Source organism: Devosia sp. 67-54 (genome assembly GCF_001899075.1).
Taxonomy (GTDB): Bacteria; Pseudomonadota; Alphaproteobacteria; order Rhizobiales; family Devosiaceae; genus Devosia_A.
The window spans coordinates 823,412-835,331 of sequence record NZ_MKVA01000005.1 but is presented as its reverse complement, the minus strand read 5'-3'; the positions used below and the strand labels follow the sequence as shown (position 1 = coordinate 835,331).

The window sequence follows — 11,920 nt, the reverse complement described above, 5'->3', positions numbered from 1 at the left end:
GACAAATCTTGCGGAGTCTCCCGATTGCCGCACAATGCTGCCGTGGACAGACCGCCCGACCCGCGAGGCTTGACCGATGTCGCAATTGCTCGATCCGCACCAGATCACCGGCGCCTTGCTGCTCGGCGGCTTGTTCGCCCTGGTTGGGCTTGTCCTGTCGGCGCTGGTGCGGCGGCTGTTTCGTGAGGCGCTGCGCTACGATCGTTCGGACCGGATCGACCAGATCACGCTGTCCTTCCTCAGTCACCTGACGATCCTGGTGATCTGGATCGTCCTCGCGACGCTCTATGCGCATCTCATCCCGGCGCTCAACCGCCTCGGGACGGCGCTGCTCGCCGGCGTCAGCCTGGCGTCGGTGATCGTCGGCTTTGCGGCACAGACCACGCTGGGCAACCTCATCGCGGGCATAAGCCTGGTCCTGTACAAGCCGTTCCGCCGCGGCGATCGCGTGCAGGTCGCCGCCCCCACGCAGCACGCGTTCGAGATCGGCGAGGTCGAGGACATCTCGCTCGGCTACACGGTGCTCCGGACGGACGACGGCCGCCAGATCGTCATCGCGAACGGCACCATGGCGCAGCAGACGATGATCAAGCTCGTGCCCGGTACGGGCAATCCGCCTGCCGCGCCGGGAAGCGGCGCCCAGGGCAGCGGCTGACGGTCAGGCCGCCCATTCCTTGCGCAGGATGGCGTACTGCATCGTGTTCTCGTAGATGGGCGCGCCGGCATCGTCCGTGCGGAACGACACGAACTCCTTGAACAGCCCCTCCCGCCGCATTCCCAGCCGCTCGCACAGGCGCTGCGAGGCGAGGTTGTGGTCTTCCACATAGGCGTAGAGGCGGCGCCCCTGTTTGACCCCGAACAGGTAGTCGAACAGGGCGCGCGCCGCTTCGGACGCAAAGCCGGCGCCGGCGACGGCCGGGTTGAAGTTCCAGCCGACCGACCAGGTGTCCGTTTCGTCTTCCGGCACGGCGAACAGGTCGCCGATCAGCCGGCCGGTGTCCTTCAGGCATACGGCGATGTACTCGTCGCTTTGGCTGCGCGTTTCCGCCTCTGCTTCCGCCGCGCGCATGTCCTCGAGCCTTAAGGAGAAAAAGCAGCTCGCCACGGGGTCGTGCAGATAGGCGAAGAGATCGGCGGCGTCGTCCTTGCGGAAGTTTCTGAGGACCAGGCGGTCGGTTTCAATGACGTCCATCGAGGGCTCCCTGTGGTGAAGCGAGCCGGACGTTCGTGCGGCACGTGCTGTTCCGCGTCTCCGGGCTCCGCCCGTCGCGCCGCGTCGGCGTTCCTTGCACCGCCGCGGGCGGCTCGGCAATATGCACCGGCGTTGCCCGTCCGAGAATTGCCGCCGATGCCTTCCGTTGCCGATCTTGTGGACCTGAGCGCGCGCGGCGCGGGCGCCATATCGTGGTGACCCCTGAGCTCAAGCCCACATTGCTGCCGCTCGGCGACCGGGCGCTGCTGGTGCGATTTGCCGAGACGCTGTCGGAGGCGGCCAACCGGGCGGCGATCGCCCTGGCGCGGCGCCTGGCCGCGGAGCCGGTGCCGGGCGTCGCCGAAATGGCGCCGGGGCTGGTGTCGGTGCTGTTGCGGGTGGAGCAGGGGAGCAGTCTCGAGACGGTCCGGCGCGAGGTGATGCTGCGGCTGGGGGGGCCCGAGATTGCGGCGCCGCCGGCGCGGCATGAGATCGCCGTGAGCTTCGACGGCGAGGATCTGGCCGAGGTGGCGGCGGCGCTTCGGCTGACGCCGGCGTCGTTCGTCGCGCGGCACAATGCGCAGCCGCTGCGGGTGCTGGCGACCGGGTTTGCGCCCGGCTTCGTCTATTGCGGCTTCCACGACGCGGCGCTGCTGCTGCCGCGGCGCGAGGCGGTACGGCCGCTGGTGCCGGCGGGCACGGTGCTGTTCGCGGCCGGACAGACGGCGATCGCGGCGACGCCGATCCGCACCGGCTGGCACATTCTCGGGCGGACGGCGTTCCAGAATTTCGATCCACGAAAGCTGCCGCCGACGCGGCTCGCGGCAGGGGATCTGGTGCAGTTCCGGAGAGCGGCGTGAGCGCCCTCACCATCACCCGCGCCGGGCCGCTGGCGACGCTGCAGGATGCCGGCCGCTTCGGCATGCTGGCGCACGGCATCAGCGCCTCCGGTCCGATGGATCGCGGCGCCTTCGCCGCGGCCGGGGCGCAGCTCGAGCGGGCCGGCGCGACCGGCATCGAGATCACGGCGGCCGGCCTCGCCTTTCGCGCCGAGGGGCCGCTGCATCTGGGCTGCGCCGGCGGGACGTTCGGGCTCAGCGTCAACGGCAAGGCGCGAGACTGGCCGGGGCGGCTGGCGCTCGAGGCCGGCGACGTGGTGGAGGTGACGCCGGGGCCGGCGGGCAATTACGGCTATCTGCGCTTCGACCGCGAGATCGAGGTGCCGCCGCTGCTCGGCAGCCGGGCGACCAACCTCACGGTCGGGCTCGGCGGCTTCAAGGGCAGGGCGCTCCGGGCCGGCGACCGCATCGCCTTCGGCGGCGAGGGCGCGGCGGCCGTGGCTGCAAATGCGGTGGCGGGCGAGGGGCCGATCCGCGTGCTGTGGGGGCTGCATGCCGAGCTGTTCGACGCCCCGGTGCGCGCTGCCTTTGCCGGCGGCCGGTTCGCGATTTCGCCCAGTCTCGACCGCATGGGCGTGCGGCTGGCCGACCCCGACGGCGTGTTCCGCGCGCAGCGGCGGCTGAGCCTCGTCTCGGACGCCATCGTGCCGGGAGACATCCAGATCCTCGGCGACGGCACGCCCATCGTGCTGATGCGCGACCACCAGCCGACCGGCGGCTATCCGCGCATCGCCACCGTGGTCAGCGCCGATCTCGACCGCTTCGCGCAATTGCGGCCGGGGGCCGAAATCCGGTTCCGGCCGGTGACTTTGGAGCACGCACGATGACCGCCAGCCTCGATCTCAACGCCGATCTCGGCGAGGGCGTCGGCGACGACGAGGCGATGCTCGACATCGTGTCGTCGGCCAATATCGCCTGCGGCGGTCACGCCGGCGACGACGACAGCATGCGGGCGGCGCTGCGTGCCGCCAGGGCGCGCGGCGTCGTGGTCGGGGCGCATCCGGGCTTTCCCGACCGCGCCAATTTCGGCCGGACCCGCATGGTGCTGCCGCCCGAGGAGCTCGACGCCGCCATCCGGGCGCAGGTGCGCCGGCTGGTGGAGCTGGGCGAGGAGGAGGGCTGGCCGGTGCGCTACGTCAAGCTGCACGGCGCGCTGGCCAACATGGCCGCCGAGGAGCCGGCGGTTGCCGCGCTCTGCTTTGCCGCGGTGGAAGGGCTGGTGAGCGGCATGGCCATCCTCGCCATCGACAATTCGGCGCAGTCGGAAGTGGCCGAGGCGCTGGGCTTCACGACCATCCGCGAGGCCTATGCCGACCGGGCCTACCAGCCAAACGGCCTGCTGGTGCCGCGGCAGATGCCGGGCGCGGTATTGCACGACAAGGCGGCGATCGCCGCACGGGCGGTGCGGCTGGCCGAGCGCGGCGAGATCGTCGGCGTCGACGGCGGGGTGATCGCCACCACCGCGAAATCGCTGTGCATCCACGGCGATACGCCCGACGCGGTCGAGATCGCGCGCGCTGTCAGGGCCGGGCTCGCCGCCGCGGGGGTTGAGATACGGCCGGTAGTGTGAAATAGCCGCGCCCATGACAGCGACCGCAGCCCAGATCATCGACGGAAAATCCTATGCCGAGGGCCTCCGGGCCCGCATTGCCGGGCACGTGGCCCGGCTCAAGGCCGAGCACGGCGTCACCCCCGGCCTCGCCGTGGTGATCGTCGGGCACGATCCGGCGAGCGAGATCTACGTCGCCAACAAGGCCAGGCAGACCGTCGAAGCCGGCATGCATTCGGAAAAGTACGAACTGCCCGAGACCACCTCGGAGGGCGAGCTGCTGGCGCTGGTCGACCGGCTCAACGGCGATCCGAACATCCACGGCATTCTCGTGCAATTGCCGCTGCCCCGGCAGATCGACCCGACCAGGGTCATTCTCGCCATCTCGCCCGACAAGGACGTCGACTGCTTCACCCCGGCCAGCGTCGGCAAGCTGCAGATCGGCCTGCCCGGGCCGGTGAGCTGCACGCCGCTCGGCTGCCTGATGCTGCTGCGCGATTTCGTCGGCAACCTCGCCGGCAAGCACGCGGTGGTGGTCGGGCGCTCCAACCTCGTGGGCAAGCCGATGGCGCAATTGCTGCTGCGCGAGAACTGCACCGTAACCATCGCCCATTCGCGCACCGCCGACCTGCCGGGCATCGTGCGGCAGGCCGACATCGTGGTCGCCGCCGTCGGCCGCCCGCACATCATCAAGGGCGACTGGATCAAGCCGGGCGCGGCGGTGATCGACGTGGGCGTCAACCGCGTGCCGGCGCCCGACAAGGGCGAGGGCAAGACCCGCCTCGTCGGCGACGTCGACACCCAGGCGGCGCGTGAGGTGGCCGGCTGGATCACGCCGGTGCCGGGCGGCGTCGGGCCGATGACGATCGCCTGCCTGCTCGCCAATACCGTCACCACCGCCAGCCTGATCAATGGCTTGCCGCCGCCGCGCGACCTGACGCCTTAGCTCCGCCAGACATCCGCCGCGGTGTTTTCCCGGTGCCGGCGTAAGCAGTTCGGAAACGTCTTTGAGTCCACACTGCACCCGCGAGCTCCCAGAAGGGAGCCTGGGGGCGAAGAATTTGGCCGCGGCGTTGACGGCGATTGATTTGAGCGCGAGCCAGGGCGCGGCGGTGATCGGGCTGCTCGAACGCGCCCGGGTGCCGCCGCAGCCGGCGTTCTACAAGCTGCTCTACGACTACGTGTCGGGCGTGCAGGGGCTGTTCTCCGAGCGCGTGCGCGACATTCTGGCCGAAGGCGACCGCGGCAGCAGCGCCGTGGGCGAGCGGCTCTATGCCGAGTTCGTCGAGCCGTACGAGTCGCACGAAACCGTCGAGCGGGCGATCGCCCGCATCACCGAGCGGCTGCAGACGCTCGACGTGCTGCTGACGCAAAGCGTGCGCGCCTCGGCGGCACAGTCGGCATCGCTGGCACAGGCCTCGGCGCATTTCGGCGCCCCGACCCTCGACACCGGGCTGGTGCGCGACTGGGTCGGGCGGCTGCAGGCGACGCACGAGGCCATGCGACAGGCCAATGTGACGCTGGTCGGCGAGCTGCAGGCGGCGCAGGCCGAGCTCGACGGCACCCGCGCGGACATCGAACGCTCGCGCGAAAGCGTCCGGCGCGACCCGCTGACCGGCCTCGCCAATCGCGGCGGGCTCGACCAGGCGCTGGGCGCCGCCATCAAGGCCCATCACGCCTCGGGGGCGCCGCTCGCCTGCGCCGTGATCGACATCGATCATTTCAAATCGCTGAACGACCGCTACGGCCATCAGGTCGGCGACGAGGTGCTGCGCATCGTGAGCCGGGCGCTGCTGGCGTCGGCGCGAAGCGGCGACGTGGTCGGCCGGCCGGGCGGCGACGAATTCCTCGTGGTGCTGCCGGCGACGGATCTGCCGACCGCCAATGTGGTCGCCGACCGCATCCGCAGCGCCATCGCCGACGCCGACCTGCGCGGCGTGCTGGGGGCGGGAACGCTGGGCGGCATCACCGTGTCGGTGGGCGTGGCGCCGTTCCGGCCGGGCGACAGCCTGCGCAGCCTGCTCGATTGCGCCGACCGCTCGCTCTATGCGGCCAAGCGCCAGGGACGCAACCGCGTGGTGGTCGACCTCGCGGAAGCGGCCTGAGGCCTGCCGCCCGACCGCGCTAGATGACCCGCGCCAGGTGGAAGCTGCGCAGCACCGTGTGGTCGCGCAGGCCGAAGGCCGGCACCGTGCCGGTCTCGAGCCGGTCGATGATGGGTTTGCTGTCCTTGATGGCGGAGGCGTCGACCACCACCGAAAGCAGCGGCCGCTGCTCGCTGCGGGCTCTCTGCAGCAGGTCGAACAGCAGCGCCCGGACGTCGCCGCGGGCGGCGCAGGCGACGCATTCGCTGCCCGGCTGGTGCTCGTGCAGCGCCGGCTCGAGATGCAGAACGCGCGCGCCGGGCTCGACGGCGCCCAGCCCCGCCGGGCTGGTGACGACGGTCACGGGAATGGACGACGCGGTCCGGTCGTAGGGCGTCGCTATCACGACGCCTTCTCCGTCGCCGGGGTGTAGTTGAGGATCTGGCCGAGCCAGCGTTCCACCTCGCGCACCGCCATGCCCTTGCGTCTGGCGTAGTCCTCGACCTGGTCGCGCTCCACCTTGGCGACGCCGAAATAATAGGCCTCGGGGTGGCTGAGATAGAGCCCGGAGACCGACGAGCCGGGCCACATCGCATAGCCTTCGGTGAGCTCGACGCCGATCCGCTGCCGGGCGTTGAGCAGCCGGAACAGCGTGGTCTTTTCGGTGTGGTCGGGCTGCGCCGGATAGCCGGGCGCGGGGCGGATGCCGCGGTATTTTTCGAGGATCAGCTCGTCCGGCGTCGCGTGCTCGTCGGCGGCGTAGCCCCAGAATTCCTTGCGCACGCGCTCGTGCATCGCTTCGGCGAAGGCCTCGGCGAAGCGGTCGGCCAGCGCCTTGATGACGATGGCGGAGTAGTCGTCGTTCTTGCGCTCGAAGCGTTCGGCGATGAGGTGCTCCTCGAGCCCGGCCGTGACCACGAAGCCGCCGATATAGTCCGGCGTTCCAACCGGCGCGACGAAGTCGGCGAGGGCGAGGTTGGGCTTGTCCTTGAGCTTTCCGAGCTGCTGGCGCAGCGTATAGAAGGTCGCGAGCTCCTCGCTGCGGCTGTCGTCGGTATAGAGCCTGATGTCGTCGCCGACGCTGTTGGCCGGCCAGAAGCCGATCACTGCCTTGGGCCGGAACCAGTTCTTCTGCAGCACCTCGCGCAGCATCGCCTGCGCGTCCTCCCAGAGCTGGCGGGCGGCCGGACCGCGTTCCGGATCGTCGAGCACGGCGGGGTAGCGGCCGCGGATTTCCCAGGCCTGGAAGAACGGCGTCCAGTCGATGTAGCGATGCAGCTCGTTGAGGTCGTAGCTCTCGAACACGCGCGTGCCGAGGAAGCTCGGCTTGGGCGGCGTATAGGCCGACCAGTCGGTCTTGAAGGCGTTGGCGCGCGCCGCGGCGAGCGGCAGGCGCTGCTTTTCGGCCTCCGCCTCGGCATGGCGCCGGGCCACCTTTTCGTACTCGGCCTTCACGTCGGCGACGTAGGCCGGCCGCTGCTCCTTGCTGAGCAGCGCCGAGACCACGCCGACGGCGCGGCTGGCGTCGTTGACGTGCACGGTCGGGCCGCTGGTGTATTGCGGATGGATCTTCACCGCCGTGTGCACGCGCGAGGTGGTGGCGCCGCCGATCAGCAGCGGGATGTCGAAGCCCTCGCGCTCCATCTCGGCGGCGACATGCACCATCTCGTCGAGCGAGGGGGTGATGAGGCCGCTGAGCCCGATGGCGTCCACCTTTTCGGCGCGCGCCGTATCGAGGATCTTCTGCGTCGGCACCATCACGCCGAGGTCGATGATCTCGTAATTGTTGCAGCTCAGGACGACGCCGACGATGTTCTTGCCGATGTCGTGCACGTCGCCCTTGACGGTGGCCATCAGGATCTTGCCGGCCGACCTGAACTCGCCGCCGCCGTCCTTGTCGGCCTCCATGTAGGGCAGGAGCTTGGCCACGGCCTGCTTCATCACGCGGGCGGATTTGACCACCTGCGGCAGGAACATCTTGCCCGAGCCGAACAGGTCGCCCACGACGCTCATGCCGGCCATCAGCGGCCCCTCGATGACGTCGAGCGGCCGCGCCGCCTCGATCCGCGCCGCCTCGGTGTCCTCGTCGATGAATTCGGTGATGCCGTTGACCAGGGCGTGGCTGATGCGCTCGGCCACCGGCTTTTCGCGCCAGCTCATGTCCTTGGCCTTGCCCTCCTGCGCGGCGCCGCCCTTGTAGCGTTCGGCGAGGTCGAGCAGGCGCTCGGTGGCGTCGGCGCGGCGGTTGCGGATCACATCCTCGCAGGCCTCCCGCAGCTCGGGGTCGATGCTCTCATACACCGCGAGCTGGCCGGCATTGACGATGCCCATGTCCATGCCCGCCTGGATGGCGTGGTAGAGGAACACCGCATGCATCGCCTCGCGTACCGGCTCGTTGCCGCGGAACGAGAAGCTGAGGTTGGAGACGCCGCCCGAAATGTGGACGAAAGGCAGGGTCTGCCGGATGGCGCGCGTCGCCTCGATGAAGTCGACGCCATAGTTCCGGTGCTCGTCGATGCCGGTGGCGACGGCGAAGATGTTGGGGTCGAAGACGATGTCCTCGGGCGGAAAGCCGACCTCTTCGGTCAGCAGCTTGTAGGCGCGGCTGCAGATGTCGATCTTGCGCTGCTGCGTGTCGGCCTGGCCCTGCTCGTCGAACGCCATCACCACCACGGCGGCGCCGTAGGCGCGCACCAGCCGGGCGGCTTCGAGGAATTTGTCGACGCCCTCCTTCATCGAGATCGAGTTGACCAGCGGCTTGCCCTGCACGCATTTCAGCCCGGCCTCGATCACCTCGAATTTCGAGCTGTCGATCATCAGCGGCACGCGCGCGATGTCCGGCTCGGCGGCGAGCAGGTTGAGGAACTCGACCATCACCTTGGCGGAATCGATCAGGCCTTCGTCCATGTTGACGTCGATCACCTGCGCGCCGTTCTGCACCTGGTCGCGGGCGACCTCGAGCGCGGCGGTGTAGTCGCCGGCGGTGATCAGCTTGCGGAAGCGGGCGGAGCCGGTGACGTTGGTGCGCTCGCCGACGTTCACGAACGGAATCTCCGGCGTCAGCGTGAACGGCTCGAGCCCGGACAGGCGAAGCTGGCGCGGCACCTGCGGCACCTGGCGCGGCTTGTGCCGGGCGGCGACTTCGGCGAAGGCGCGGATGTGGTCGGGCGTGGTACCGCAGCAGCCGCCGACGATGTTGACCAGCCCTTCGCGCGCGAACGTCTCGATCTGGCGGGCCATGAACTCGGGCGTTTCGTCATAGCCGCCGAATTCGTTGGGCAGGCCGGCATTGGGGTAGGCGCAGATGAAGGTATCGGCGACGTCGCTGAGCTCGGCGACGTGCGGCCGCATGGCGTTGGCGCCGAGCGCGCAATTGAGGCCGATGGTGAAGGGCTTGGCATGCCGCACCGAATACCAGAACGCCGTCGGCGTCTGCCCGCTGAGGGTGCGGCCGGAAAGGTCGGTGATGGTGCCCGAGATCATGATCGGCAGCTCGAAGCCGCGCTCGGCAAAGATGCGCTGCGCCGCGAAGATGCCGGCCTTGGTGTTGAGCGTGTCGGTGATGGTCTCGAACAGCAGCAGATCGGCGCCGCCGTCGATCAGGCCGTTGATCGCTTCCGTGTAGGAGGCGGCGATCTGGTCGAAGGTGATGTTGCGATGGCCCGGATTGTTGACGTCGGTCGACATCGACGCCGTCTTGTTGAGCGGTCCGAGCGCGCCCGCGACGAACCGCCGCCGGCCGTCCTTGTCGAAGGCGAGCTGCGCCGCCTCGCGCGCCAGCGTCGCGCCGGCGACGTTGAGCTCGTAGGCGAGCCCCTCCATGCCGTAGTCCGCCTGCACGATCGAGGTCGACGAGAACGTGTTGGTCTCGCAGATATCGGCACCGGCGAGGAAGTATTCGAGGTGGATGTCGCGGATCGCCTCGGGCAGGGTGAGCACCAGCAGATCGTTGTTGCCGCGCACGTCCTTGTGCCAGTCCCTGAAGCGCTCGCCGCGATAGCCGGCCTCGTCCAGCTTGAGCTGCTGGATCATCGTCCCCATCGCGCCGTCGAGCACGAGGATACGCTCCCTCGCGGCGGCCGTGAGGGCGGCGCGGGCATCGGTATGGGGCGGCAGCGGCTTGGTCATGGCGAAATCTGTTCCCTTTGGCGGGCCTCATAGGCCCGGCCGGCGCGTCAACGCTAGGACACGGGATATAAAGATATCTTTATATCAACGCCAGAGGCCGGACAAGCCACGGTTTTTTGCGCTAAGCGGGACGGCGGAAACAGTCTTTCGCGTGTGCACCCCATGACCCCGTTCCTGCTCATTCCCGGCCTCAATTGCGATGCCCGCGTCTACGCGCCCGCCGCCGCTGCCCTGTGGCAGTACGGCCCGGTGACCATTGCCTGCCACCTCGCGGGCGAGGACATGGCGCAGATCGCCGCCGCGATCCTCAAGGACGCGCCGCCGGCGTTTGCGCTCGGCGGCTTCTCGATGGGAGGCTACCTCGCCTTCGAGATCCTGCGGCAGGCGCCGGAGCGCGTGCTGAAGCTGGCGCTGATCGACACCCGCGCCGAAGCCGATCCGCCCGACGTCGCCGACACCCGCCGCCGGCGTGCCGCGCTCGCCCGCGGCGGCAAGTTCCCGCTGGTGGTCGAGCAGTCCTTCCCCGACTCCGTGCACCCCGACAATGTCGCCGAATCGCGGCTCTATTCGCTGCACCGCACCATGGCCGAGGCCAACGGCCCCGGGGCCTATGTGCGGCAGCAGCAGGCGATCCTCGCCCGTCCGGACTCGCGGCCGATGCTGGCCGCCATCCGCGTGCCGACCACCATCATCGTCGGGGAGGGCGACCGGATCACCCCGCCGGCCTCCGCCGAGACCATGCACCGGGGCATTGCCGGCAGCGTGCTCGAGGTCATCCCGCGCGCCGGCCACCTGGCGCTGCTGGAGCAGCCCGAGCTGGTCAACGCCGCGTTGCGCGCCTGGGCCACGCGCTAGATCGGCGCAATTCGACACAAATTAACCCGGCTGCAACCACGATCCCCGATGTTCCGCGAACGTCCCGGCGGTGTTGCTAAAATACCGCCTCGATCGGGGTTGAGGTGCGTTGTTGTCGTTGTCGAGTCTGCGTGGCTGGCGCCTGCTGGCGCTGATTGTCGTGATGGCGCCGGTGATCGCCGCCTGCGCGACCAACCATGGGCACGTCAAGCGTGCCGCCTTCACCTCCAAGGAGTTCGGCGTCGCCGTCTCGCCGCGCGTGACCACGGCGAAATACCCGCCGCGCGGCGGCGGCCGGGTGATGCCCGAAACGCCCTATGTCGTGCGCGGCAAGACCTACAAGCCGGTGGACGGGCCGGGCTATGTCGAGACCGGCGAGGCCTCCTGGTACGGCCAGGATTTTCACGGCCGCCGCACCGCCAATGGCGAAATCTTCGGCGCCTACTACCTGACCGCGGCGAGCCCGGTGCTGCCGATCCCGAGCTATGCCCGCGTCACCAATCTCGAAAACGGCCGCTCGGTGCTGGTCCGCATCAACGACCGCGGACCGTATCTGCAGGGCCGCGTCGCCGACCTGAGCTACGAGGCGGCCTCGCTCCTCGGCTACGTCGACAAGGGCAGCGCCCATGTGCAGATTCAGTATGTCGGGCCGGCGCCGCTCAACGGCGACGACAACCGCATGCTGATGGCCTCGCTCAACACCACCTCGCCGATCGAGCAGCAGGGCGGGGGCGACATCCGCGTCGCCTATGCGGAGACGGCGCCCAGGGCATCCTCGCGCTCCGGCCCGCGCGACCGCGACCCGCTGTCGGGCGGCCTGATCGGCGGCATCGTCAGCCTGTTCGGCTATGCCGAAACGCCGCAGAGCGGCCGGGACATCAACGCCGCGGTCGACGCCGCCAGCGCCATGGCCACCCGCGCCGCGGCGCTCGACGACTGGAAGGCGGCGGTCGACGACGACGCCCGCAAGATCAGGCTCGAGCTCGGCACCTTCAGCGATCCGGTGGCGGCGCTCTCGGTCGAGGAATCGTTTGCCATGCTCGGCGCCGTGGACGAGGACGTCGTCCAGACCGGCGCCCGGCCGGCCACACGCTTGACACTTACCCATCTTAAGCCCGGTGTGGCGCGCAGCGATGTCCTGTCGCTTGCGCAACAACTTGGCCTCACCGACATAGTTCTTTATTAGTCGGACTGCGCCGCGGCGGCGCGTAAG

At 69.5% G+C, this 11,920-nt stretch carries 11 protein-coding genes; 8 read left to right on the top strand and 3 right to left on the bottom strand.

Annotated features, from left to right (window positions below):
• The first annotated feature begins 76 nt into the window (after positions 1-76).
• The gene (locus BGO82_RS09245) at positions 77-655 is read left to right on the top strand and encodes a mechanosensitive ion channel family protein (RefSeq protein ID WP_291305266.1); all 579 of its coding nucleotides are present in this window, start codon (positions 77-79) and stop codon (positions 653-655) included.
• Positions 656-658: 3 nt separating this feature from the next.
• Here BGO82_RS09245 and BGO82_RS09240 read toward each other — a convergent pair whose 3' ends face one another.
• On the bottom strand, positions 659-1,192 hold the full coding sequence (locus BGO82_RS09240; RefSeq protein WP_291305265.1) for a GNAT family protein: 534 nt from the start codon (positions 1,190-1,192) through the stop codon (positions 659-661).
• Between the two features lie 212 nt (positions 1,193-1,404).
• On the opposite strand from BGO82_RS09240, the gene BGO82_RS09235 reads away from it, so the two are divergent.
• From BGO82_RS09235 to BGO82_RS09215, 5 genes are all read left to right on the top strand, one after another.
• Positions 1,405-2,052: a carboxyltransferase domain-containing protein gene (locus BGO82_RS09235; RefSeq protein ID WP_291305264.1), complete on the top strand. Its 648-nt coding sequence runs from the start codon at positions 1,405-1,407 to the stop codon at positions 2,050-2,052.
• Positions 2,049-2,918 carry a biotin-dependent carboxyltransferase family protein gene (locus BGO82_RS09230; protein ID WP_291305263.1) on the top strand — a complete coding sequence of 290 codons (870 nt, stop codon included), beginning with the start codon at positions 2,049-2,051 and terminating at the stop codon, positions 2,916-2,918. The genes BGO82_RS09235 and BGO82_RS09230 overlap by 4 nt, the downstream gene beginning before the upstream one ends.
• A complete protein-coding gene (locus tag BGO82_RS09225) occupies positions 2,915-3,661 on the top strand; it encodes a 5-oxoprolinase subunit PxpA (RefSeq protein ID WP_291305262.1) in 747 nt (248 codons plus the stop codon). Before BGO82_RS09230 ends, BGO82_RS09225 begins: the two co-directional genes overlap by 4 nt.
• 13 nt (positions 3,662-3,674) lie before the next feature.
• On the top strand, positions 3,675-4,586 hold the full coding sequence (locus BGO82_RS09220) for a bifunctional methylenetetrahydrofolate dehydrogenase/methenyltetrahydrofolate cyclohydrolase (RefSeq protein WP_291305261.1): 912 nt from the start codon (positions 3,675-3,677) through the stop codon (positions 4,584-4,586).
• 142 nt (positions 4,587-4,728) lie between these two features.
• Complete coding sequence (locus BGO82_RS09215; RefSeq protein WP_291305260.1) at positions 4,729-5,745, top strand: GGDEF domain-containing protein; 1,017 nt, start codon at positions 4,729-4,731, stop codon at positions 5,743-5,745.
• A 19-nt stretch (positions 5,746-5,764) separates the two neighbouring features.
• Here BGO82_RS09215 and BGO82_RS09210 read toward each other — a convergent pair whose 3' ends face one another.
• Together BGO82_RS09210 and metH are read right to left on the bottom strand one after the other, a co-directional pair.
• On the bottom strand, positions 5,765-6,130 hold the full coding sequence (locus BGO82_RS09210; protein WP_291305259.1) for a hypothetical protein: 366 nt from the start codon (positions 6,128-6,130) through the stop codon (positions 5,765-5,767).
• Complete coding sequence (metH, locus tag BGO82_RS09205; protein WP_291305258.1) at positions 6,127-9,852, bottom strand: methionine synthase; 3,726 nt, start codon at positions 9,850-9,852, stop codon at positions 6,127-6,129. Before metH ends, BGO82_RS09210 begins: the two co-directional genes overlap by 4 nt.
• Positions 9,853-10,014: 162 nt before the next feature.
• Here metH and BGO82_RS09200 point away from each other — a divergent pair, with 162 nt between their 5' ends.
• Entirely contained in the window at positions 10,015-10,707 is a 693-nt protein-coding gene (locus BGO82_RS09200) for an alpha/beta hydrolase (protein WP_291305257.1), read from the top strand.
• Between the two features lie 118 nt (positions 10,708-10,825).
• Positions 10,826-11,893, top strand: coding sequence for a septal ring lytic transglycosylase RlpA family protein (locus BGO82_RS09195; RefSeq protein WP_291305256.1), 1,068 nt, complete (start codon positions 10,826-10,828; stop codon positions 11,891-11,893).
• Positions 11,894-11,920: the final 27 nt, after the last annotated feature.